The 23,811-nt window shown below is 53.9% G+C and carries 17 protein-coding genes; 9 read left to right on the top strand and 8 right to left on the bottom strand.

The window, feature by feature from the left end; genetic code table 11:
- Positions 1-87 precede the first annotated feature (87 nt).
- Complete coding sequence (locus JMJ16_RS22585) at positions 88-2,490, top strand: DUF2298 domain-containing protein (RefSeq protein WP_201385218.1); 2,403 nt, start codon at positions 88-90, stop codon at positions 2,488-2,490.
- A 70-nt stretch (positions 2,491-2,560) separates the two neighbouring features.
- Positions 2,561-5,083, top strand: a complete 2,523-nt coding sequence (locus JMJ16_RS22580) for a flippase activity-associated protein Agl23 (protein WP_201385216.1) — start codon at positions 2,561-2,563, stop codon at positions 5,081-5,083.
- A 170-nt stretch (positions 5,084-5,253) separates the two neighbouring features.
- Here the strand turns inward: JMJ16_RS22580 and JMJ16_RS22575 are convergent, their stop codons facing one another.
- From JMJ16_RS22575 to JMJ16_RS22565, 3 genes are all read right to left on the bottom strand, one after another.
- Entirely contained in the window at positions 5,254-5,865 is a 612-nt protein-coding gene (locus tag JMJ16_RS22575; RefSeq protein ID WP_201385214.1) for a hypothetical protein, read from the bottom strand.
- Positions 5,866-6,197: 332 nt separating this feature from the next.
- Entirely contained in the window at positions 6,198-7,325 is a 1,128-nt protein-coding gene (locus JMJ16_RS22570; RefSeq protein WP_201385212.1) for a PLP-dependent aminotransferase family protein, read from the bottom strand.
- A gap of 35 nt (positions 7,326-7,360) precedes the next feature.
- Positions 7,361-8,308, bottom strand: a complete 948-nt coding sequence (locus JMJ16_RS22565) for a zinc-binding dehydrogenase (protein WP_201385210.1) — start codon at positions 8,306-8,308, stop codon at positions 7,361-7,363.
- Positions 8,309-8,568: 260 nt separating this feature from the next.
- Between JMJ16_RS22565 and JMJ16_RS22560 the strand changes: the two genes are divergently transcribed.
- Both JMJ16_RS22560 and JMJ16_RS22555 read left to right on the top strand, forming a co-directional pair.
- A complete protein-coding gene (locus JMJ16_RS22560; protein WP_201385208.1) occupies positions 8,569-9,021 on the top strand; it encodes a VOC family protein in 453 nt (150 codons plus the stop codon).
- Between the two features lie 310 nt (positions 9,022-9,331).
- Complete coding sequence (locus tag JMJ16_RS22555) at positions 9,332-9,937, top strand: GtrA family protein (RefSeq protein ID WP_201385205.1); 606 nt, start codon at positions 9,332-9,334, stop codon at positions 9,935-9,937.
- Positions 9,938-10,131: 194 nt separating this feature from the next.
- On the opposite strand, the gene glgP is transcribed toward JMJ16_RS22555, so the two are convergent.
- Positions 10,132-12,687 (bottom strand): alpha-glucan family phosphorylase, encoded by a 2,556-nt coding sequence (gene glgP, locus JMJ16_RS22550; protein WP_201385203.1) that lies wholly within the window; start codon positions 12,685-12,687, stop codon positions 10,132-10,134.
- A 400-nt stretch (positions 12,688-13,087) separates the two neighbouring features.
- Positions 13,088-13,741 carry an ABATE domain-containing protein gene (locus tag JMJ16_RS22545; protein ID WP_201385201.1) on the bottom strand — a complete coding sequence of 218 codons (654 nt, stop codon included), beginning with the start codon at positions 13,739-13,741 and terminating at the stop codon, positions 13,088-13,090.
- Positions 13,742-13,894: 153 nt separating this feature from the next.
- Here JMJ16_RS22545 and JMJ16_RS22540 point away from each other — a divergent pair, with 153 nt between their 5' ends.
- Both JMJ16_RS22540 and JMJ16_RS22535 read left to right on the top strand, forming a co-directional pair.
- The gene (locus tag JMJ16_RS22540; RefSeq protein ID WP_201385199.1) at positions 13,895-14,353 is read left to right on the top strand and encodes a VOC family protein; all 459 of its coding nucleotides are present in this window, start codon (positions 13,895-13,897) and stop codon (positions 14,351-14,353) included.
- A gap of 37 nt (positions 14,354-14,390) precedes the next feature.
- Positions 14,391-15,314, top strand: a complete 924-nt coding sequence (locus JMJ16_RS22535) for a pyridoxamine 5'-phosphate oxidase family protein (RefSeq protein WP_201385197.1) — start codon at positions 14,391-14,393, stop codon at positions 15,312-15,314.
- A gap of 88 nt (positions 15,315-15,402) precedes the next feature.
- On the opposite strand, the gene JMJ16_RS22530 is transcribed toward JMJ16_RS22535, so the two are convergent.
- On the bottom strand, positions 15,403-16,095 hold the full coding sequence (locus JMJ16_RS22530; protein ID WP_201369200.1) for a response regulator transcription factor: 693 nt from the start codon (positions 16,093-16,095) through the stop codon (positions 15,403-15,405).
- A gap of 405 nt (positions 16,096-16,500) precedes the next feature.
- Positions 16,501-17,085 (bottom strand): ATP/GTP-binding protein, encoded by a 585-nt coding sequence (locus tag JMJ16_RS22525; RefSeq protein WP_007910863.1) that lies wholly within the window; start codon positions 17,083-17,085, stop codon positions 16,501-16,503.
- A gap of 791 nt (positions 17,086-17,876) precedes the next feature.
- On the opposite strand from JMJ16_RS22525, the gene gatB reads away from it, so the two are divergent.
- Together gatB and JMJ16_RS22515 are read left to right on the top strand one after the other, a co-directional pair.
- Positions 17,877-19,364, top strand: coding sequence for an Asp-tRNA(Asn)/Glu-tRNA(Gln) amidotransferase subunit GatB (gene gatB, locus JMJ16_RS22520; RefSeq protein WP_201385195.1), 1,488 nt, complete (start codon positions 17,877-17,879; stop codon positions 19,362-19,364).
- Positions 19,365-19,444: 80 nt separating this feature from the next.
- Positions 19,445-20,710, top strand: a complete 1,266-nt coding sequence (locus JMJ16_RS22515) for a Glu/Leu/Phe/Val dehydrogenase (RefSeq protein ID WP_201383617.1) — start codon at positions 19,445-19,447, stop codon at positions 20,708-20,710.
- Positions 20,711-20,805: 95 nt separating this feature from the next.
- Here the strand turns inward: JMJ16_RS22515 and JMJ16_RS22510 are convergent, their stop codons facing one another.
- On the bottom strand, positions 20,806-21,306 hold the full coding sequence (locus JMJ16_RS22510) for a hypothetical protein (RefSeq protein WP_201385193.1): 501 nt from the start codon (positions 21,304-21,306) through the stop codon (positions 20,806-20,808).
- Between the two features lie 545 nt (positions 21,307-21,851).
- Between JMJ16_RS22510 and dxs the strand changes: the two genes are divergently transcribed.
- The gene (dxs, locus tag JMJ16_RS22505; protein WP_201385191.1) at positions 21,852-23,789 is read left to right on the top strand and encodes a 1-deoxy-D-xylulose-5-phosphate synthase; all 1,938 of its coding nucleotides are present in this window, start codon (positions 21,852-21,854) and stop codon (positions 23,787-23,789) included.
- The last annotated feature ends 22 nt before the right edge of the window (positions 23,790-23,811 follow it).

The raw sequence follows: 23,811 nt of genomic DNA, 5'->3' as shown, positions 1-23,811 counted from the left end.
CATGACTGTAGAGCTTGATGATATGAAGGAACGGCAGGATGTGCCGTTTATATATTTAGTAGAGTCCTCTATTCAGGTTGAGAAGCTATGCTGGAATTATTACAGATGTGGGCGCTGATTGAGGTTATCGGTCTGATCGGTTTCCCACTCGCTTTGATGGTCTTTCATAATTTGCCCGACCGGGGCTGGGCATTTAGTAAGTCGCTGGGAGCGATTGTCTTTGTATTTTGTGCCTGGTGTCCGCTGATGTGGCTGCGTTTTTTGCCCTATACCCGGCTCTTTCTGGTGGGTGTGCTGTGTATCCTCGCAGCGCTGGCGCTATTTGGTTGGAGGAAGACATATCACGAGGTTGGCAAGGTCCTGCGTGTGAACCTGGGATATGTGATTGCGACCGAGATTATTTTTCTGGGAATGATGTGCCTGCTGGGGTGGGTACGCTCCTTTGGTCCTGAGATTCGGGGCTGGGAGATGTTTATGGATGAAGGTTTCCTGGCATCTATTTTGCGCAGCGAGCATCTGCCGCCAGCTGATATGTGGTATGCTGGCTCGCCCATCAACTACTACTATTACGCGCACTTTTTTATCGCGACGCTGGCGAAACTGCTCAATCAACCCTCCTATGTTGCTTTTAATACGGGTATCTGCCTGCTCTTTGGCTTAACCGGCCTCAATTTCTTTGGAGTGACCTGCAATATCGTGGCCTGGGCGCGTTACCTACGCAGCAAGGTGCATGCAGGAGGGACTGTCTCACAGGAGCATCCCTCGATGGTGTATCCGCCGCTGGCGGGCGGCATTGTCTTTGGCCTGCTCACGATAGTAATGGCCCTCCTCATGGGCAACCTGGCCGCGACACAGTTATGGTGGCAGAACCATGGCATGGTAACGACCACGTTTGACCAGGCCTACACCTTCTGGGTTGGCCCCTCGCGGATCATCAACAAGACGATCAATGAGTTTCCCGCCTTTAGCTTTCTCCTGTCCTGCTTCCATGCGCATGTGCTGGCCTTTGCCTTTACCGTGCTGGGGATTGGCGCCGTTTTCAATCTCTTTTTAGAGCCTACAGGGCGCGGCTTAAACGTCTTTGGCGAGGACTGGCGACTGGTACTGACCCTTGTTTGCACCGCCTTGATCCTGGGTGGGCTCTTCTTGATGAATGGGTGGGATTATCCAACCTATGTGGGACTTTGTCTGGCTTGTATCGCGCTTCAACAATGGCTTACCTACCAGCGGAACTTTTCGTGGGTGTTGGTCGTCGATATCGTTGTGGCCTGTGTCTCGCTTGTTGTGTTGACATTCCTGCTGTATCTGCCCTTTTTTATCACGTTTGTCTCGCCAGCGCAGGGCGTGGGGCTGGTGAAGCCGGAAGATCGCTCTGCGCTCGGTAGCGAGTGGCTTATTTACGGTATTTTCGCCTTTGTGGTACTCTCGTTTCTCTTTGCCAGCGCGTTAAAGCGCCCACTGCTGGACCTGGCGGAGCTGTATCCACAGGAGACGCCCTCCTGGTTGACGCTGAGCAATTCACGCCTTGCCTGGTGGCTCGTGGCCTTTGTCCTGGTAGCCGGCCTGCTGGTGCTGGTGCTGATGCCTAAGAGCGCCACACTACTGGTGGCGGCGGGTATTGCGCTGGCGGCGTTTCTGCTCGCGCTCTATCACCTGGGAGACCGCGCCCATGCCTACCCGCTTTTGTTGGGGGCCTTAGCCTTTCTGCTCATCGCGGGCTGTGAAGTCTTCTTCCTGCGTGATGTCTTTGCAGACCAGGACCCGCGCATGAACACAGTCTTTAAATTCTATTTTCAAGCTTGGGCGTTGCTCTCAATTGCCTCGGGTGCTGGCTTATACTTTCTCTGGCAGAGTTTTCGCCCTGTGAAAGTTGGCGCACTTGTGGCATACTGGTGGCAAATGGCTGGAGTCGGGGGCTGGTATGCGTTATTGCTGCTCTTCCTATTGTCTGGCATGCTCTATCCTTTGCAGGCCCCCTATGCGCGTTATGGACCAGGAAAATTTCCCTTGCCGAGTGGTATGTTGGCCTCAACGGGAAGCTTAAATGGGCTTGATTACTTACAAAGCGATCCAACGTATCCAGGCGACTATGATGCCATTCTCTGGCTCAACACGCATGTGCAGGGGAACCCTGGTATCGTGGAGGCGGTTGGCGGCGATTATTCCGAATATGGGCGCGTCTCCATCTTTACCGGCCTGTCGAGTCCGATCAACTGGCCAGGGCATGAACTGCAATGGCGTGCGACAATGTTGCATACAGCGCAGAATTCGGAGGATTTCAACCAGCGGCAAACAGCGGTTGACTTAATCTACCAGGATCCTGATAAGAAGATAGTCCTGCAAAATATGGCGCGTTACAACATCCAGTATCTATACGTTGGGCCTTTAGAGTATCGAAAGTACCAGGCGGCTGATCTTCATCGTTTTGCCGCTTTTATGCAAATTGTCTATAATGCGAATGGTGTGACCATTTACAAAGTCAACGTGTAATCACGGGTTGAAATAGATTAAACATACTTGAGCGACTGCTTATGTTAAGCCGTGCAAGGAGGAAGAGTCTTTGAAGCGACCAGATACTGACACTCGTCGAGATGAGCCTATCCCTCAGCAGACGATCCCAGATGAGCAAACACAGCTGGGACAGCCAGAGGAGGCTCTGAGTGAGGGGAGGGCCAAAACGCAGCCTGAAGCTGTGAGCACTGCATTGCCCCTGGAACCGTCCGATGTAGAAGTACCAGGGGCGGATGAAGAGCGTGCCGCAAGCGCGCTGGTGCAAGAGGATGCGTCTGTAGCGACGTATGTTGTGCGCAAAGAGGAGGAGCAGCCCTCATTTGAGACAGAGGCCTATGCAGAGAAATTACAGCCGTCTGGCCAGGGCTTTACCTTCAAACTCCCCTCGCGCGAACAGGTAATCGCCTGGGCGCCTTTTCTCGGCCTGGTCTTGCTGGGCGCTATCCTGCGTTTCTGGAACCTGGGCGATAAGCCTCTGCATCACGACGAAAGCTTGCACGCTTATTACTCGCTGATGTTGATGCACAACATGGAAAACTGGCTGAGTTGCTTTAGCCCCACCAGCAGTTGTTACCACTATGATCCGCTGCTGCATGGCCCCTTCCAGTTCCATGCCATTGCCCTGGTGTACAAAATATGCCAGTTACTGGGCTTTTCGGACAATGGCGTAAATACCACAACGGTACGCATCGCCGCCGCGACCCTGGGGACGGTGATCGTTGGTTTACCTTTCTTTATTCGCGATTATCTGGGAAAATATGGGGCGTTGCTGGCCTCTTTCTTGCTGGCGATCTCGCCTAGTCTGGTGTATTTCTCGCGTTTCGCGCGCGAAGATATCTACATGGCCTGTTTTACCCTGCTCCTGGTGGTCTCAATGGCGCGCTACTGCCGTGATCGCTCGCTGAAATGGTTGATTACTGGTTCGGTTGCCTTTGCGCTCTCTTACGCGACCAAGGAGGCGACCTTCCTCACAGTTGCGATCCTGGGTAGTTTCTTTGTGGGCCTAGTCGTCTGGGATATCGCCGTGCGTTTCCCATTTGCGCAGGACATACCCGAGGGTGCGCCAAAGGCAGCAAAATTCCTGCCCCGAACGTGGGCGCCCCTGGCGTTGCTGATTCTGGCCGTTGTGGTTGCGCCGGTGGCTCTGGCCTTCTTCCATTACATGCACGCTGTCTCGCTCTATATCAATGATCCCAAGACGCAGCCACTGGCGAATAATTTTGTGGCCAATCTAAAAAACATCACTGTTGCGATTGTGCCCTGGTTGGGCATCGCGCTGGGCATTTATGTGCTTGTCATTCTGATGCTGGAATACTTCGAGAAACTGCCTGTCTACGACGGGCGTCGTCGGGGCGTGGCGAAGTCTGTTGATCCTGTGCGCCAGCCCTTGCTTGACGTGGTTACGACGATGCCCTGGATGCACTGGGTCTTTGCTATCTTGTGTGGCTGGGCGGTCTTCTTGATCCTGTTTACGGTCCTCTTTACCAATATCCGTGGCGGCATTGGGGATGGCATCTGGCAGGGCTTGTATTACTGGTTGCAGCAGCAGCAGGTGGCTCGTGGCGAGCAGCCCTGGTACTACTACTTTATGCTGATCCCGCTGTATGAGCAGATCGGCCTGGTCTTTGGTCTCGTGGGCGTGGTACGCTGCCTCCGGCGCCCATCGCGCTTCCGCCTCTTCCTGGTGTACTGGTTTGTGGGTAGCGTCTTCATCTATTCCTGGGCGGGCGAGAAGATGCCCTGGCTGATGATCCATATGACTATGCCGATGATGCTACTAGCCGCGCTCGGCTTGCAGCCAGCGGTGGTGACGGTTGTAGACTGGGCGCGCCAGCGCTTGAACGCGCGGGCAAGCACTCCCGTGGGTGTACCGGTGACTTCTCGCCCTCTGTCTTCGGGACGGGCCTTTGGCTCTATTGCAGTCCTCGTGCTCGCGCTACTGCTGCTCGTGCCAACGCTCCAGAATATGTTCCAGGTCACATATGTGCATGCCGCCGATGGTCCGCACGAAATGATGGTGTATGTGCAGACGACCTTTGACGTCAATAAAGTGATGGCGAAGGTTGACGCTGTGGATAACAAGCTGTATCACGGAGAGAAGAAACTGCCGGTTAGCGTGGTGAGCGATGCGACCTGGCCCTTCGCCTGGTACCTGCGCGATTATCACCAGACAACCTTCTTGAACATCGATTCGCAGAATGTCTGCCCTCCGCTCTCAACCAACGCGCCGGTGGTGATTGTCGGTGGTGATTGCCTGGCGACCTATAAAGCGCTCTACAAGAACCAGTACGTGGTCTCGACCTATCATATGCGTACCTGGTGGGACGAGGGATATAAGCCGCCTCCTTGTGTGCCAACAAATACGAATAACTGCGCCGGTCAGCCAACCTGGGGAGGCGTTGGTCCCCTGCTCTGGCTCAGCTATGGCGATATGCCGCCAGCACATGCGCAGTTTAACCTGGGGAGCGCGGCCTCCCATGTCTGGAACTGGTGGTGGTACCGCCAGGCGATTGGTAGCACCGATGGCTCATATGACATGGCGGTCCTGGTCCGCAAGGACCTGGCTTCTTAAGTAAGATCGCGCTCCTTCTCGTTGCTACGCGGCTCTTCGGGGAAAAGGGGTATGGTGATAGGCTGGCGGAGCCAGCCTATCACCATACCCCTTTTCCTGTGGGAAGGACTGCGCGTGGCTCACATGCTTCTGCCCCATGGCCAACAGTTACATAGGATTTTGACAAAGTACTAGAGAGTGAGTGGCTTAAGGAGTTGATATTGCTTGGCAGTAACGATGGCCTGCTCTAAGATAAAGCTAATGACCGGAAGTAGGCGTGGGTGTGGCATCTCCTGGAAGAGAAGGGTAACCGCCATAGAGAAGGGAATTTTGCTTTTGCTCAATCCGCCCTGCCCTTTAGCTGCTGGTAGAAGGGCGCCATGGCTCATAAAGTAGCAGGACCAGTAGCTGAGATGATTGTAGTGAAGTGCCTGGGCCTGTTGGGGCGGGAAAAAGGCATCAATGCTCTGAGGCATGAGGCCGCGTCGTTCGAGGAAGATCCGTTCTATGGCCTCTGCCATTTGGGGATTGACGACGATCTCTTGCGAGAGGAAGGGGTTTTGAAAGACCATCATGCGCAGTTCCAGGTAGAGTTGTCCTGTCGTCGTGCGGTGATGACCAACCCAGAATTGAGTGACCTGAATATGGAAGTAGTGGATGAGCGCCTCCCCCAACCATTGCAGGAGCTCATCAAAGTGCGTGACCTCGGCTGCGACCAGCGGGAGGCGAGTGAGTATGGCTCGCTGATACTGGTGCAGGCGTATCCCATCATGCCTGTAGGCGAAACTCTCTGGATTGTTCACAAAACCCTCCGCACATGCATCTATTTCTTGTATAAATACTTTTGAGGCGTGATCGCTAATTTATTGCTTATAACTATATACGGAAATAGGGCAACTGTGTCAATATTATAAAGTCGCATTTCGCAATATTAACGATTATTTAATATTGTAGTGTCACGCTTCAAACCGTTTTTATGGGATTGAGTAGCGTGGTAGGTGTAGTCTATGCCTGTTCTGCATGTAAGAAGAGCGTTGATGAAAAGGAAGCAAACAGGAATGTATGAGAAAACTGTAATGGATAGGGAGAGGTGGTAGCAGAGAGTCTGTTCACAGGCTCTCTGCTTGAAACTAGCTTAGGCGCGTACCAATTCGGCGAGGCGTTGCATCCCGGCCTCAATCTCTTGAGGCGTGAGGGCGCAGAAGGGGAGCCGCACAAAGCGGTCACCTGTGTGTGCCTGGTTGACCTGGGCGTTCAGGTGGTCCGCGAAGAAGCCGTTCCCATCAGTGAGCAAGAGCTCTTGCTCTTTGGCACGCTGGAGCAAGTGCTGGTAGTTACTCTCCTGGGGCAGGGTGATGCTGACAAAGAAACCACCCTCGGGCTCGGCAAAGTCAATACCCGGCAGGTAGGTCTTGATGGCGGAGATCATCGCCTGCAAACGTGGGGCATAGAGTTGCTTCAGATTCTCCAGGTTGCGCTCAAAGTGACCGCGCTCGTGAAACTCCAGTACAGCGGCTTGCGTGGGAAGCACCGGGGCGAGCGTCGTGTCCTCAGCCAGCGCGATGAGTGGCTTGACGATATCGCGTGGGCCGATGAGATAGCCGACACGGATTCCGGGACTAATGAGCTTGCTGTATGAGCTGACAGTAATGGTTCGTTCGGGGTTGAGTTCGCGCAGTAGCGGCAGCGTTTCGCCACTGTAGCGCAGCGTGCGGTAAGGCACATCCTCAACCAGGTAGAAACCATGCTTCTCCGCCAGTTGCGCCAGGGCCTGGCGTTTCTCGCGGGAGGTCGTCACACCAGCGGGATTCTGGAAATCGGGCACGATATACATAAAGCGAGGCGTATAGCGAGCCAGGGCTTCTTCCAGGGCCGTAATATCGACGCCATCGAGCGCGAGCGGAATACCGATCACTTTGGCGCCACGACGGCGAAAGGTCTTGATAGCCCTATCATAGCTGGGCTGCTCGGTAAAGACGACTTCTCCGGGCTGGACCAGTTGAGCGGTAAGCATATCTTGCAGGTGTAGCGAGCCATTGCCAATGAGTACCTGGTCGATGTCTACCTGATACTGTTCCGCGAGCAATTGTTTGAGGGGCACATAGCCACCGTTATGCCCATACTGGAGCACAGTTTTTCCGTCTGGACCCGCGAGAACCGCTTGCAGGCACTCGCTAAAGAGGGTCGTTGGCAAGGCCTCGAGCGCGGGCACGCCGCGTGTAAATGAAATATTGTTACTGATGGACGAAGTGGTCTTCTGCATGCTTTCACAAACTCCTTTGCATGTTTCAGGTAGAACTACGTATGTCGCAGCACAATTTTCCCTTGCACCTGGCCTGAGGCGAGCAATGCATGAGCCTGGGCTGCCTGTTCAATAGGGAGGACACGCGCAATCAATGGGGTAAATGCCTTGTCCGCAATGAGCTGGAGAATATTCTGCTCGTCGCGTGGCGCGGCACGTAGCTGTCCGCCGCCGATGACCGTTAAGCGCTTGAGGCGCCAGGTCTGTGTGTCGACGGTGCTCTCCTTGCCTCCCAGGTTGCCGATCAAGACGATACGCCCATTAGGTGCGCATGCTGTAATGCTCTGCTGTAATGTTGATCCGACCAGTTCTATAACGAGCTGGACCCCGCCGAGTTTTTGTAGCTCCGCGCCTACGTCCTGCTGCTGATGGTTGATGATCAGGTTTGCGCCAAGCTTGCGCAGTTCCTCTGCCCGTTCCGTCGAACTGGCGGTGGTGGCGACCCAGGCTCCCTGCTGTTTGGCGAGCTGAATCGCCGCGGTGCCAACACCGCTGGAGCCTGCCCAGATAAGGACCCGCTCATCGGCTTGAAGCTTTCCCAGGTCGAAGAGGCTGCCCCAGGCGGTTGAGGCGGCAAGGCCAGCGGCGGCGGCCTCTTCGAATCTCACCCCTGCTGGCAGGCGAGCCAGGTGGTCGGCGGGAACCGCGATCTTAGAGGCGTATCCACCGCCTCCCGTGGCCTCGGCGGCGCGAGTGGTCAATACATGCTCTCCTGCATGGAAGCCATGGGCATCCGCGAGCACGATCCCTGCGGCTTCCAGCCCGGGAGTAAAGGGCAGGTGTGGGACAGGTCGATTGCCATCACGTTGAAAGAGATCCAGGCGGTTAACCGTCGTAGCTTTGACCTCGATCAGTACCTGGTCGGCTGCTGGTGTTGGATCCTCTACTTCCTGGAATTCAAGAACTTCTGGCCCACCATAGCGAGCGAAGCGTACTGCCTTCATCCTTGTTGTTTGCCTTTCTAGCACACGAGGCTGCAACAGAGTTCTCCATTGAAATGTTGGCTTTACATATGTGCGGGAGTATTTGCAGATATTGTACCGCACTTTTCCCGCGGATGCCGAATAAGACTATGCCTATTTACTCTTGCTTTTAGAACAAATGTTTTATATAATAGAGAGGCCGACGTGAGAATAGTAAGGTAGACATGGTTTGTAGCAGTTTTATGAGCTGTTGCTCATTGGTTGGTTAGGGATCATCACATATGCAACTAGTAACATCACTTTCCCTCATTTCTATCCTGGTGCAGGACCAGGATGCCGCGCTTGAGTTCTATACCGATATTATGGGGCTAGAGAAGTGCCTGGATATTACCTATGCTCCAGGTCTACGCCTGGTGACTGTGGCCCCCAGGAGGCAGCGAAAGCCGCAACTGGCGCTGGCGAAGCCGGGTATTTATCATGATGAAGCCTGGATGCAGGATGTGTTGAGGCGCATGGATCCGCGCAATCCCTGGATGTTTGCCACAAACAATTGCGGTGAAACCTATGAAAAGTTGATTGCCCGAGGTGTGCATTTTCTTCAGGCTCCTACCAGGCAACTTTATGGAATCGAGGCACGTTTTACTGATCCTGATGAGAATATGTTTGCACTATTAGAGCCTTTTCCCGAGGCACGCTCACTCTGCCTGGCTCGCTGCATTGGGACAGCCGCCTGACTTCTCGCGCCTGCGGCGCAGAAAGTTGTAGGGTCCATGCTCGCATGGACTGCGAGCGCAGCGATCTCCCTAGCGGATAGGTATCGGCCTGCGGGCCTCGGAGTCCATGCGAGCATGGACCCTACAGTATGTCTCCTGAGTCTGGCATAGAATCCTGGCGGGTAACGAAGCCAATGGAGACTACCAGCGCCCGGTAGTACTCATGGGGGGCCTATCTTTCGTGTGTTACTTTGGTCGAGGATTGACCGTCTTGCATTCGTGAACAGAACATCCTGTGCAACGATTCTATGCAAGATTTTTGGAGATACGTATGTCGTTAAGTAACCTGGAAGAAGTCTCTGTAGAGTCGGTTCTCCTTGAGGAGCCAGCTGCATCTGTAGTGCCTGCCACCCCTGCCGACGTTCCTACACGTTCCTACCATCCCTATTCCTGGAGCGTTGCGAATCGCGTGTTGGATGTCGTCGATACCTTAACTGGCGGTCGCGCTGGCATGCTCCAACGTTTGAGCAGTTACGTTGTGATTGGTGGTGTCGCGGCAGTTGTCAATCTGATCGTGTATTCTATTGTTTATCACTTTGTTCCAGTGCCAGGACCGGATGCGGTGCATCTGGTGGTTGCTTTCCTCTGTGCGACTGAAATTTCTATCATGGCCAACTTTATACCTAATGACTACTTTACCTTCCGGCATGTCGCGGGAGCTCGCCAACGTTCGTGGCTCCAGCGCTGCCTGCGCTTCCAGCTGACGTGTATTAGTGGCAGCGCGCTGACCGCCTTGATTCAGTTTAGTCTCGTTTACCTGGTGCATGTCTGGCCGCTGTTTGCTCAGGCCTCTGCGCTGATCATTGTGCTGTTCTACAACTTTACTGTTCATCATCTGTTTACCTATCGGCATGTGAAGACTGAGAAAACGCTCTAATCGTTAGTCTGTAAACAGAAGAACCAAGTTACGCGAAAGACAAACTCTCTCCTGGGGCGGAGGATATGTGGCTGGCAGGAATATGCTCATTGAAGCTATGTGACAGAAGAAAAAGATAAGCAAGCGAGAGGCTGCCCACATCATTGTGGACAGCCTCTCGCTTGTTCTACTTTACTGGGAGGCAGGGCTTTCTATCAGGCCCAGCGAATCAGGCCCATCTCGTACTTGCCTTTGAGCAGGGGATGGGTGGGGACGACGCGGACGTTATAGGCGATACTCCCGCTATCCTCCGGTTGCAAGTGTGCTTCGAAGCGATAGGCTCCGTCTTGTTCGCGCTTGCTATACTCCATGGGAATGGTGTGCTGGGGGATGGCCAGTTCGTCTCTTGTCTCGCCATAAACCAGCTCAACGCTGATATCCTCGGGGGCCAGGTTATTGAGGCGTACCCAGGCCTTGACGGTAATGCCTTCACCCAGGCTGAGCTGTCCCTCGCGCTGGCCCTGGACATAGAGCTGGACGCCATCCCAGTACTTCTGAACGCGCTCCTTCCAGGTTGCCAGGGCGCGTACCTCTTCATACGAGTTCTCGCCGACCTGGACGCTCTGTTCTATTTCTGGAACATAGTAGCGCTGGGTATATTCCTTCACCATACGGCGCATGCTATATTGGGGTGTGCAGGTACGAATAGCCTCTTTCATGGTACCTACCCAGCGGTGAGGCACGCCAGACTCGCCACGTTCGAAGAAGGAGGGAACTACTTCCTCTTCCAGCAGGCGATAGAGGGCAATACTATCGGCCTCCGCCTGAATCTCCTGGTCATGGTATTCGCGTTCCTCGCCAATAGCCCAGCCATTCTCACCATTAAAGCCCTCGGCCCACCAGCCATCGAGGATACTACAGTTGGGCTGTCCATTGAGGGCGGCCTTCTGACCACTGGTGCCGCTGGCCTCGTAGGGGCGAATGGGCGTGTTCAGCCAGAGATCAGTGCCTGACACCAGGTAGCGCGCCATATCGATATCGTAGTTCTCCAGGAAGACGATCTTGCCCTTGAACTCTGGACTGCGAGAGGCGCGATAGATCTGCTCAATCAGCGCCTTGCCTGGATCGTCCGCGGGATGGGCTTTGCCTGCGAAGACAATCTGCACCGGGCGCTCAGGATTATTGAGCAAGCGCTTGAGGCGTTCGAGATCGCGGAAGAGGAGCGCCGCGCGCTTATAGGTAGCGAAGCGGCGCGCAAAGCCAATGATAAAGGCGTTGGGGTCCAGGAACTGCTCGAACTCGTCAATCTGGAGTGAGCCTTCGCCCAGGCGTAGATGCTGTTGCTTCAGGCGCTCACGCGCGTAATTGATTAGCAGCTCCTTGCGTGTAGCGTGAACCTTCCAGAGCTCATCATCGGGGAGCATATCGATGCGCTTGTCCCAGAACGCAGGATCATCGACGTAGCGTCCCCAATCGGGATCGAGGTAGCGTCGGAAGAGCGCGTTGATCTCGGGCGCGATCCAGGAGAAGGTGTGGACGCCGTTGGTGATATAGTCGATGGGTACCTCGTCCACGTCCAGCCCAGGCCAGAGGAATTGCCACATCTTGCGTGAGACCGCGCCATGCAGTTTACTGACGCCATTATGCTGTCCCGTAAGCTTGAGGGCTAGCACCGTCATACCATAGGTCGAGCCCCAGCCGTGATCCTCGCGGGCGACCTCCATAAACTGGTCGCGATTGAGCTTGAGCAGGCTCCAGTAGGAGCTGAAGTACTTATCGACCAGGTCATAGTTAAAGGTATCATTGCCAGCCGGCACTGGTGTATGCGTGGTAAAGAGCGAGTTTGCGGTAACGACCTCGCGCGCCTCATGAAATGTCAGCCCCTGCGCTACCAGTTCACGACAGCGCTCCAGGCTGAGGAAGGCAGCATGGCCTTCGTTGAGGTGCCAGGCCGCGGGCGAGATGCCCAGGGCGCGGAGGGCGCGTACGCCGCCAATACCCAGCACGATCTCCTGCGAGATGCGCATCTCACGATCACCTGCGTAGAGACGCGCCGAAAGTTCGCGATCATGGGGCGCGTTTGGATCGACGTCCGTATCCATCAGGTACAGGGGCACACGGCCAACCATGAGCTTCCAAACCTTGGCATAGATGCGTCTGCCAGGCAGGTCAACGCTAATGACCACCTCATTGCCGTCAGGCCCAACCGCGGGGGTCGCGGGCGCCTCGGAGAAGTGCAGCTTATCATAGAGCGCCTCTTGCACACCATCACGGGTAACATGTTGGATGAAGTATCCTTGTGGATAGAGGAAGCCCACGCCCACAAATGGCAGACCCAGGTCGCTTGCCTCTTTACAGTGATCGCCCGAGAGAATACCCAGGCCACCGGAGTAAATGGGGAGTGACTCATGCAGCCCAAACTCCGCGGAGAAATAGGCAATTGTCTTATCTTGCAGGTGTGGATAGTTTTGCGAGAACCAGGTCTCGTCCTGGCGTGGGTGCATGTAGTGATCGAAGTCGTTGATGACGCTGTCGTAGCGTTCCAGGTACTGGCTGTTTGTGGCGGCTTGCTCTAGTTTCTGCGGCTCCGCCTCGCTCAAAAAGCGTACCGGATTATGCCCAACCTGTTCCCAGAGTTCTGGATCAAGCGAACTATACAGCTCGCGAGCCTCGGGATGCCAGCTCCACCAGAGATTGTACGCCAACTCATAGAGGCGACTGATACGAGATGGCATAATGGGAAAGACCGTTATGCGACCGTAGACTTTCACAGGTCTAGACTTCCTTTCTTCTCGCGGACGAAGGACATATGCAACGCTTGCGCAATCAATTTTCTGCCATGTACAGGTGTGAAGCAGGGCGCCTGCCACATCAGGAGTGTTTATTTCTCCTTATTATAATCACATGTGGGCGCGTCGCGCTTGAATAAGCGGTGCTCCCGATGATGTCTCCTCCCAACCAGGCATGGCAAATCCTGCGAAAAAGATAAATGATGCGTATGTCTCTCAACCCTCTACCAACACCGGAGGGGTGTATGTGTATGAGGACCCACTTTGGGGTGAGCACTCATGTATCAACGTATTTCAGTATGAATAATGGGTGTACGTATTTCCAGTATACAAAAAAACAGCACAAAATAAAAAGGTTCTCTAGCAATTTTTTATACCTTTACTAAAGCTCCCCTTTTCCTCTTTTGCCTGCTGCTTGTTGTCGCTTGGCCTCTCGGTAGCGTTGGGCTGAGCGCGCCCTATCCATACATCCCAGGCTACACCAACGACGTGTCGCGCTTTTCGTTGTGTCATAGAAAAAGAGAATGCAGCGCTCATTCTCACAATGATGCAGGCGCTTTCTCTCGCCCTGGTTAATGAGGCGCGAGGCCGAAAGGGCAATGGGCAAGAGCATCAGGCCTTGCGTCGGATCCGTGGTGTGCGTTCTGGGGACCAACTCTCCCTGCTCGGTGAGGTCCAACGACGTATAGCCCGTTCGCAGAATCGCATTGAGGATGGCCACGTCCTCCTTCTCTGGCATGCTTCCTGTTACAAGCGCGTTAAAGATAGCTCGCAGGGCCGCGCGCAACTTTTTGAGGGTATTGAGCAATGCCGTATCATACATAATTGGCTCTTTGCTCTCTCTGCGCACCTCGTCGAATTCAGGATGGCGTTGACATGTCTCTTGCCACCAGCGAGCCACATCCTGGGATGTCATCAGCAGATCGCCTCGTTTCCCGCGCGTCATGACCTCTGTATTTACCAGGCTGAGCGCCAGATTCTCACCATCAACGAGAAACAGCGTCTCATATTGAGTTCTCCCTTTTTCCTCAAGCATACCCAAATTTCTCCTTGCTCTATTATCCAATACTATTGGACTATTGACAAGGACAATTTTTTCAGAGTACACTCGGATTATCCAAGTCAAACGTTGTTTAGATATGGACATTTTTAAGAGTTTGCATCCCATGTTGCTTCAGGAGGAATCGCAATGTCTACTGTTACCCCGGCACTTCAGACTGGTCATATTGGCCTTAATGTCAGCGATATCGAGCAATCGAAACGTTTTTATCAAGCCATCTTTGGCTTCTCTGTAACCTGGGAGTCACAGGAGCCAGGCCGTCGTTGTGCGTTTCTCGGCGATGGCCAGCGGTTGGTCTTGACCCTGTGGGAGCAGAGCCAGGGAGCCTTTGCGAAAGACCGCCCTGGTCTTCATCACCTTTCATTTAAAGTCAATGATATTGCGGAAGTGCGTGTCTTCGAGGCTCGGCTCAAGAGCCTTGAGGCCCATTTTTTGTATGAAAGTGTTGTGCCTCATGGCGAGGGGCAGGATTCGGGCGGTATCTTCTTCACTGATCCTGATGGGATTCGCCTGGAAATCTATAGTCCCAGCGGAGCCAGCGAGAACCCAGCCCCTACGGCCTCGGCTCCCACCTGCGGCTTCTTCTAGTCTTCTGTCTTTACCCCTATGCTAAGGAAATTTGTGTATGTTGGATTATCATGCAGGAGAGCTTGAGGTGCAGAGGCAGGCGGGAGTACCGCCCAGGGCATCTCGCGTGAACAAAAGCCTTCGCCCCACGTTGCCGCCTATTGCGCAGACATTTCTGCACGAGCAATGTATGGTTGTTTTGAGCACTACTGATAGCGAAGGGCGTGTCTGGGCGTCGATACTCGCTGGAGAGCCTGGTTTCCTTAAGACGCCCGATGAACAGACCGTAAAGATCAGTGCGGCTCCTGGCCCTTTTGATCCACTCTCAAAGAATCTCCAGATCGGAGGGGCAATTGGAATGACCATGATCGACTTTGCGACGCGCAGGCGTATGAGGGTCAATGGACGGATAAAAAGTGTACGGGGGGAGATTGTGGTACACACGGAACAGGTTTACTCCAACTGTCCTAAATACATTCAGGCTCGCGTATTGCCAGGTGCGAACACGAATGAGCCCCCATCGCCCGCTCCTCTTACACCGCAGCTTTCTCCAGAGGCAGTCTGCAACACAGCGTTGACTAGTGAGCAACACACATGGATAGGGCGGGCAGATACTTTCTTTATCGCAAGCAGTCATCATGAGGGTGGCTCTGATGTCTCGCATCGCGGGGGGACTCCAGGCTTTGTACAGGTTGAGAATGCAACGCGGCTGGTGTTTCCCGATTACTCGGGCAACAGGATGTTCCAGACTCTGGGTAATATCAGCGTAGAACCACAGGCTGGCTTGCTCTTCCTTGACTTTAAGAGCGGAGATACGCTCCAACTCACTGGTAAAGCGCAGGTAATCTGGGAGAAAGAACGCGTAGCCGCTTTTGCTGGCGCCGAGCGCCTGGTAGAGTTTGGTATTGAAGAGGTCATCGAGACGAAAGGAGCTGTTCCGCTGCACTGGCAACTGGTAGAGTACTCGCCGTTTCTACCTTAAAAGAGCGCACAGGAAAGGAGGGTGGTTTGACTTCCAAGTAGATCTTTGGAATGGGCCGCCCTTCTTGTTCCTGTGCTCTGGTTGAAAGCTAGCTTTCGTTGTTAATCTTGATCCAGCCGTGGCGGAGCGCGTGTACAACTGCCGCTGTACGGTCACTCACCGAGAGCTTCTTCAAGATAGAGGTGATATGGTTTTTCACTGTTTGATCGCTGATCTTCAATGACTTGGCGATCTCTTTGTTGCTATTTCCCCGTGCGATATAGTCGAGAATTTCGACCTCGCGGCTTGAAAGGGGCGAATAGCTATCCTTGGGGGTACCCTCTTCCTTCTCCACGGTTAATTCATGGAATGACCTGAGGACGCGGCTGGCAAGCTGCGGTTTGGAGAGGACATCATCGTTAATCAGGTATTCGCCCTGACTGACTTTACGCACGGCATCGACAAGTTCTTCGCTTGTGATGTTGCGTGTGTAGTATGCGGCTGCACCAACCTTGATGGACTGAAATAGGCGTTCCTCGTCCTCGGAGGGCGTAAGCATAATGATGGCCGTCCGTGGAGCAAGATGACGCGTCTGCCGGGCTATCTCGAGTGGATCAGAGGAAGTGAGACCTGCATCGATAAGGGCGACATCAGCGGTATTCGTGCGGATAATATCCAGCACTTCTGTGGCGTCGGTCGACTCTCCAATAATTTCGCAGTTGCCCATCCTTTGGAGGGTGGCGCGAATACCCTCGCGGAACAGGGGTTGTTCATCAATAATGATGACACGTATCGTTTCCATGCAAATCCTTCATCGAAGAGCAGCAGACAGCGTGGGGGGCACCACCGCGACACTGCCTACACTCTTAATATTGCAAAAACTCCTAAATCACGGCACTGGCTAAAAGAGCCTCTTTAAACCAGTCATATGGTCCCTGTGGTGACAGGGGAAAGTACTATTACCTTTGGTGTGCCCATTATACACACAAAACGCCCTGGGAACAATTGGTTAGGGACAAAAATTTTGTTTGCATTACAAATGCGAGAATTGGGCAGGAGAACTGAAAAAGGCTTGAAATGTGGAGGGAATGGCAACCTATGTGAGGGAGTTGCATCGTATCTGAATGCGTTGCCGACGAGGCAACTCCCTTCTGGAGACGTAATGTGTGACTGTCTCTACGATCATAGGCATAGGTGAGTATGAGGGCTAGATGCGCTCCAGGCGCTGTAGGGTGGTGTTGATACCCACACGCAGGGATTCGATAACGCCCTTGCCAGTGACCGCGACAGCTTCAAAGCTGGGGACGCGGTAGGGGTTGAGGTACTTCTCCAGGACTGAGACCGGCAGGGTATCTTGCAGGTCGCGTTTATTCCACTGCATGACCAGGGGGAAATCGGTAACGTCCTTATTCATGCGGCGCAACTGTTCTTGCAGCTCGTTCCAGCATTCGATATTTTCCTGTAGCTTGCTGGCCTGCGAGTCGGCGACAAAAACAACGCAGTCAGCGCCCTTGAGCACCGAGATGCGTGTTTGTTGATAAAGAATCTGGCCAGGAACAGTGTAGAGCTGAAAGCGAATAGTAAATCCGTGGACCTTGCCTAACTCGAGGGGGAGCAGGTCAAAGTAAAGCGTGCGCTCGGTCTCAGTATCGATGGAAACCATGCTCCCAACATCTTTAGGGCTGACGGCCTGATGGATGTAGTGAAGGTTTGTTGTCTTGCCACATAGACCAATGCCATAGTAGACAATTTTACAATTGATCTCTCGCTTTGCCATATTGATCAGAGACATGTCAATTCGTTCTCCTGCCCGCTCTTACGTCCACCGCCTGAGATATGCTATATAATGAAGTTGGGGACGTCCCAAACCCCATAGGGTATATCAGGCAGTAGTGTATGCTACTACTGTCGAGGACAGTATATCGTATTTTGCTAAAAATGCCAACGGCTCGCCCTAAGAGAGAAATGAGGGTCTCCAGGCGCTATGTACAGATGCGCTTATAGAAGGAAGCAAGCGTTGCGATGAATATCTAAGCGAGACAAATGAAGCAGTAGTGCCTGCGACAGGCTATCTTCTCTCTATGAATCAACCGTTGATACAGCCAAAATTGTACGCTATTTTGCTTTGTAATGCAATGGATAGCGAGCAAGTAGCTAGTGGTATATCCAAAGGTCTATTTGTGCTGTTTCTTGTGGCTTCTGCCTTTTGTTGCGCTATCCCATTGACGAATGGCGCAGAAAGGACTAGACTTACAGCAAAACGCAAGAAACCTCATGTCTTTCAGAAGGTAGCAAATATTCAGGACTTCTCGCGCCTGCGGCACTCGCCCAGTTTGTGGGTGTGGAGCGTACTGGCAGCCTGTGGCTGCCAGTACGCTCCACACCCACAAAGCAAATAACTTGTACATAGCGTGAGCTAACACTATAGGCACAGTATTTCGAGATGGTAGTGTGGTGTTCCCTGGCGGTCTGCTGCCGCCAGGGAACACCACACTACCATCTCGGGTGAGCGCCGCAGGCGCGAGTGGTATCTGAAGAGTCATAGAAGGCGAAGAAGATAAAGAGAAGGTAAGGGTTGGCTGTATGACTACAACTGCTTCTACTCCCATCGATACGGATTTCGAGGTCGTGATTGGCCTGGAGGTCCATTCTCAACTGCTCACAAAGAGTAAGATGTTCTGCTCATGTAGCACTGGCTATGCTAATGAAGCTCCCAACACCCATGTTTGCCCCGTGTGTATGGGCATGCCTGGTGTATTGCCCGTCATCAACGAAGAGGCCGTAAAGTATACCATTATGACGGCGCTTGCTCTGCATTGCTCGATTCCCGAGTACTCCAAGTTTGACCGCAAGAGCTATCCCTATCCCGATTTGATGAAGGGCTATCAAATCTCACAGTACGATATTCCTTTGAGCCGCGATGGCTATTTGACGGTCGAGGTCGGCGGGCAGAGTCGGCGTATCGGCATCACGCGCGTACACTTGGAGGAGGATACCGCCAAGTTGCAGCACCGAGAGGGCTATAGCTTGATCGACGTCAACCGCGCGGGGACGGCACTGATGGAGATCGTCAGTGAGCCGGATATGCGCACTCCTGAGGAGGCGCGCCTCTATATGCAGAAGTTGCGCGAGACGCTGGTCTACCTGGGGGTTTCGTCCGGACGTATGGAAGAGGGCAGCCTGCGTTGCGACGCTAACGTGTCGGTACGCCCACGTGGCCAGGAGAAGCTGGGCACTAAGACCGAGATCAAGAATATGAACAGTTTCCGCTCGGTCGAGCGCGCGCTGGAATACGAGGCGAAGCGCCAGATCGCCGTCCTGCGCGAGGGCGGCAATATTCGCCAGGAGACCCGTGGCTGGGACGAGGCGCGTGGTGTCACAGTAACCCAGCGCGTCAAAGAGCATGCCAACGATTATCGCTACTTCCCTGAGCCAGACCTGCCACCCCTGGTCATTAGCCGTAAGTACGTTGAGGAGATTCAGGCCAGCCTGCCCGAACTACCAGATGCACGTCGTGCGCGTTATGCCTCAGACTATGGCCTCTCTGAGCAAGAGGCGAATGTCATGACCGAGGATAAAGCACTCGGCGATTACTTTGAGCGTGTGCTAAGCGTGTCAAAAGTGAAGGATACAAAGGGACGTGCCAAATCCGCCAGCAACTGGATCTTAAGCGAAGTGGTGCGTCTGCTGAAGGCGAAATCCATCCCGGTTCAAGAGTCGCCCCTCTCGCCCGAGGCTGTTGCCAACCTGCTCGATCTGCTCGATGCCGAGCGCATCACAGGCAAGCAGGCCAAAGAGGTTCTGGATGAGTCCTTTGCGACCGGCGAGATGCCAGCGAAAGTGGTCGAGAAGAAGGGCTTTAAGCCACCTATTACCGATGCCAGCGCCCTTGAGCCTATCATTAACGATATCATTGCCAAAAACCAGAAGATCGTCAATGACTATCTGGGTGGCAAGATGAATGCCATGCAAGCCCTGGTGGGCCAGGTGATGAAACAGACACGTGGTCAGGCCAAGGCCGATATGGTACAGTCTGTATTGAAGGCTAAATTAGAGAGCCTGCAAGGATAGTTTGCACGCGAGCGGTCTCCCGCGTCAGACCCGCGAGTCAGAAAGGCTGCTTGCGCGCTAAAGAAGGAGCAGCGTAAGACATGGACGATGAGGTCAGGTCTTTCTCTTTCAATCCCTATGAGATGGCGGTCCAGCAGTTTGAGCTGGCCGCCGAACGGCTGCAACTCTCCGAAGATATGCGCGAGATCTTGCGTCAGCCGAAGCGTGAGTTGACCGTCCATTTTCCGGTACGCCTGGACGATGGGGCCATCAAGACATTTACTGGCTATCGTGTCCAGCATAATGTTAATCGTGGCCCGGCCAAGGGCGGTATTCGCTATAGCCCCCAGGTGACGCTTGACGAGGTTAAAGCGCTGGCTATGTGGATGACCTGGAAGTGTGCCGTGGTCGGCATCCCCTACGGCGGAGCGAAGGGCGGGGTGATCTGTAATCCCCGGCGTATGACCCCCGCCGAACTTGAGCGCCTGACGCGTCGCTACACCACCGAGATCTCGATTATCATTGGTCCTCATAGCGATATTCCCGCCCCCGATATCAACACCAATTCCCAGATTATGGCCTGGATGATGGATACTTACTCTATGCACGCGGGCTTCTCCATTCCAGCGGTGGTAACGGGCAAGCCACTCTCGATTGGTGGTAGCGAGGGGCGCAACGAGGCGACTGCCACAGGCGTCTTATTCGTGAGCAGGCGCGCTGCCCAGCGCCTGGGCATGCCCTTGAAGGGGGCACGAGTGAGCATCCAGGGCTTTGGCAATGCGGGGGCGATTGCCGCACGCCTCTTCCATAACGAGGGCTGTAAGGTGGTTGCGGTCTGTGATAGTCGTGGTGGCATCTACAACGAGGATGGCCTGGACCCTGCAGCGGTGCTGCGCCACAAGCAAGAGCATGGCTCGGTTGCCAGTTATTCCCTTGGGCAGGTCGTGACACCTGAGGAGACGCTGGAGGTGCCATGCGATGTGCTTATCCCCGCCGCGATTGAAGGTGTGATTCATGCCCAGAATGCCGGGCGCATTCAAGCCCAGATTATTACCGAGGCTGCCAATGGCCCGACAACCCCTGAAGCCGATGCAATCCTTTTCCAGAAGGGGATATTATTAGTTCCTGATATCCTGGCCAATGCAGGTGGCGTCACGGTGAGTTACTTTGAGTGGGTACAGGACATTCAAAGCTTTTTCTGGGGGGTCGAGGAAATTACCCGCAGGCTTGAAGTCATCATCAATAAAGCCTTTGATGCGGTTGCGCGGACCGCTGATGAATATCACTGTGATATGCGCCTGGCGGCGAATATGCTGGCAATTGCGCGTGTGGCGGAGGCAACTCAGGTGCGAGGCATCTATCCTTAGCACAGGAGCGTTCAGGCGTGCGATGTGCTTTCTAGCACGTTAAAAGTGAAGCAGGTCGCCTCTCGCGAGAGGCGACCTGCTTCACTTTTAACGTGCTAGAAACCCCGGCGAGTGTCCCGGCGTGGCTTCTTGGCGGGTTTGACGGCACGAGTAGGCTTGGCCTTCTTGCGTCCGCGTGCGCCCCATTCCGCACCTTCTTCTTCTTCTTCCTCTTCCTCTGCTGAGTCGTAGAGATCTTCTTCTTCTTCCTCTTCTTCTTCCTCGCTGTACTCTTCGTCTTCAGCGATGTCAACGTCGGGAAGGTCCGCGTCTACAACTTCTTCTAGCTCGTTGCTAGCGAAATCGCCTACTTCCTCTTCAGCTACCTCTTCCTGATCGAGGGTTGCCGAGGGATGAACGATCTCTTCTTGAATGTTTTCCTGTACGCGAGAAGCTCTGCGAATCGGAGCAGGCGCAATAGGCGCCTCATTCTCGCCCTCGCTCTCGCCCTCTTCCTTGGGAGCGCCGATGATTCTGCGCCCGGCTGCGACATCCAGCCAGAACTGGGAATAGTAATGTGGCCTCTCTGAGTCTTTCTCGTTATCTTTTTTCGACATGGGTTGCGCGGTCTCGCGTTTGTTGCGTGTACAGGTCCATCATCCCTGGGGTCCAATCAACGCGCGAGAGCCGCCCCTCCTTTCATTGCACGCTGTAGCGTGTGCGTTTACTGCTGTGTTTATAATGAAGCAATGGGTAACTTACGCTGAAAAAGAAAGATGAGCTGATACGAGCTTTAGAGCAAGTGAACGATGTTCCGTGCTCAAAGTAGTCCCTCATGTGTCATAATAAAAAGAAAGTGCCAGGCTGTCAAGGGAGGTTTGAGAGGGCTTGAAGCCGCGTGCGGAGCTGTTTTAAGCCTTGTCAAGACCCTAAGTGCATGAATTTTTTGGGTCAAAGGTTTGCGAGAAAGAAGCCGACAATCCTATAATATTGAAAGCATAACGGAGAGCACCTAACAAAGTAGGCCCATTCTGTCGTTTATCTGCATCATCATATATAGTAGATCGAAAAGTAAAATAATAGGGATATCACCGAGGATGTCCGGCTGTTTGTGTTTTGCCCCGGCAAGAGAGATCGGTGCAACAATAGTGGGAGGAAACCTTTGACCAGCATACTTGATACCATTGATAGCCCAGAACAACTGCGCACCCTCACGGTTCCGCAAATGGAACAACTGGCGGGGGAGATACGGAAGGAGATTATTGAGAAGGTCTCCGTGCGGGGTGGACATATCGCGCCAAATCTGGGGGTGGTCGAGCTGACAATGGCCTTGCATCGCGTATTTAATACGCCAAATGATCTTCTTGTCTGGGATATCGGGCACCAGGCCTATGTCCATAAGCTCTTGACCGGGCGCCGCGAGCGCTTCCATACCATTCGCCAGTTTGGTGGTCTCTCTGGTTATCTGCGCCGTGATGAAAGTCCCTATGATACCTTTGGTGCCAGCCATGCCAGCACCTCAATCTCTGCGGCCCTGGGTATGGCGGCTGCGCGCGATCTGAAAGGTGAAGATACCAAGGTCGTTGCGATTATCGGTGATGGTGCGCTGACTGGTGGTATGGCCCTGGAAGCCATCAATAACGCTGGCAGCATGAAGAAAAACCTGATCATTGTTCTAAACGATAATGATAAATCTATCTCCGACAATGTAGGCGCGCTACATCAATATCTTAGCCAGGTGCGCAAGGTCCAGACGACTCCCAGCTATCAGCGCTTGCGCGACATGGCGAAGGGCTCAATCGAGCGTTTCCCTGTGTTGGGCGACAAGGCACGCGAGGCTGCGGGGCGAGCTGAGACCAGCTTTAAGCAATTTGTGATGCATAGCAAGAGTGGCGCGATCTTCGAAGAATTGGGTATCAAGTTCTTTGGCCCCTTTGATGGACATGATATCCCCGGCATGCTCGATGTATTCGAGAATGTGAAGCATATCGAGGGACCGGTGATGGTCCAGGTGGTAACGAAGAAGGGCAAGGGCTGGGAGGTCGCTGAGAGCGATTCTACCAAGTGGCATGGTCCGGGCGCCTATGATTACAAGACTGGCATCATCAAAAAGAACGCCGGTGATCCTCCGACCTACACCGAAGTCTTTGCCAACACTCTGGTTGAGATCGCGGAGAAAGACCCCTCAGTGGTTGGTATTACCGCTGCCATGGCTGAGGGCACGGGCCTGAAGAAGATGCACCAGCGTTTCCCCGAGCGCTACTTTGACGTGGGCATTGCCGAGCAGCATGCAGTGACCTTTGCCGCCGGTATGGCGACGCTGGGTATTAAACCCGTGATCGCGATCTACTCCACCTTTATGCAGCGCGCCTTCGATCAGGTCATGCATGATGTCTGTGTGCAGGATCTGCATGTCGTCTTCGCCATGGATCGCGCCGGAATCGTGGGCGAGGATGGCCAGACACAGCATGGTGTCTTTGATACCGCCTTTATGCGTATTCTTCCCCATATGAAGGTCATGGCGCCCAAGGATGAAGAAGAACTGCGCCATATGCTCTATACCGCCGTGTACCTGGATGGCCCGGTCGCCTTGCGCTATCCTCGTGGCAAGGCGCTGGGTATCGAGATGAGCGACGAACTTCACATGTTGAAGGTCGGTAAAGCTGAGCTACTCAGTCCCGCGACATTAGAGGAGGCGGAGCGCACCGATTGCGCGATTCTAGCCTATGGCTCAACGGTGGCCCAGGCGGAGATCGCGGCCAAAGAACTGGCGCAGGAAGGCATTAAGGCAACCATAGTCAATGCGCGCTGGGCTAAGCCGCTGGACGAAGAGTTGTTCTTGCACCTGGCGAAAACGACGCGCCGCATCGTCACCATTGAAGATCATGTGCTGGCTGGTGGCTTTGGCAGTGCCGTACTGGAGCTGTTTGAGCAGCATGGGCTGTTGCGCGATATCGAGACGCGATTGATCGCTCTCCCCGATAAATATGTGGAGCATGGCGCGCCGACGATCTTGAAGGAGCTTTATGGTCTCTCCTCTGCGCACCTGAAAGAGGTTGTACGCGAGATGCTGGGGACCCAGCAGCATACCCTGGCCTAATAGAAACCTAAAAACAATATCG

The organism is Ktedonobacter sp. SOSP1-52 (genome assembly GCF_016587395.1).
The sequence above is the reverse complement of the archived record's forward strand: the minus strand, read 5'-3'. Positions and strand labels throughout refer to the sequence as shown.

Coding starts and splice junctions, on each gene's coding strand:
- JMJ16_RS22535 (WP_201385197.1), top strand. CDS start 14,391: ATGTTGGATTATCATGCAGGAGAGCTTGAGGTGCAGAGGCAGGCGGGA.
- JMJ16_RS22525 (WP_007910863.1), bottom strand. CDS start 17,085: ATGTCTCTGATCAATATGGCAAAGCGAGAGATCAATTGTAAAATTGTC.
- JMJ16_RS22545 (WP_201385201.1), bottom strand. CDS start 13,741: ATGCTTGAGGAAAAAGGGAGAACTCAATATGAGACGCTGTTTCTCGTT.
- JMJ16_RS22560 (WP_201385208.1), top strand. CDS start 8,569: ATGCAACTAGTAACATCACTTTCCCTCATTTCTATCCTGGTGCAGGAC.
- JMJ16_RS22530 (WP_201369200.1), bottom strand. CDS start 16,095: ATGGAAACGATACGTGTCATCATTATTGATGAACAACCCCTGTTCCGC.
- JMJ16_RS22585 (WP_201385218.1), top strand. CDS start 88: ATGCTGGAATTATTACAGATGTGGGCGCTGATTGAGGTTATCGGTCTG.
- JMJ16_RS22540 (WP_201385199.1), top strand. CDS start 13,895: ATGTCTACTGTTACCCCGGCACTTCAGACTGGTCATATTGGCCTTAAT.
- gatB (WP_201385195.1), top strand. CDS start 17,877: ATGACTACAACTGCTTCTACTCCCATCGATACGGATTTCGAGGTCGTG.
- JMJ16_RS22565 (WP_201385210.1), bottom strand. CDS start 8,308: ATGAAGGCAGTACGCTTCGCTCGCTATGGTGGGCCAGAAGTTCTTGAA.
- JMJ16_RS22515 (WP_201383617.1), top strand. CDS start 19,445: ATGGACGATGAGGTCAGGTCTTTCTCTTTCAATCCCTATGAGATGGCG.
- JMJ16_RS22555 (WP_201385205.1), top strand. CDS start 9,332: ATGTCGTTAAGTAACCTGGAAGAAGTCTCTGTAGAGTCGGTTCTCCTT.
- JMJ16_RS22570 (WP_201385212.1), bottom strand. CDS start 7,325: ATGCAGAAGACCACTTCGTCCATCAGTAACAATATTTCATTTACACGC.
- JMJ16_RS22510 (WP_201385193.1), bottom strand. CDS start 21,306: ATGTCGAAAAAAGATAACGAGAAAGACTCAGAGAGGCCACATTACTAT.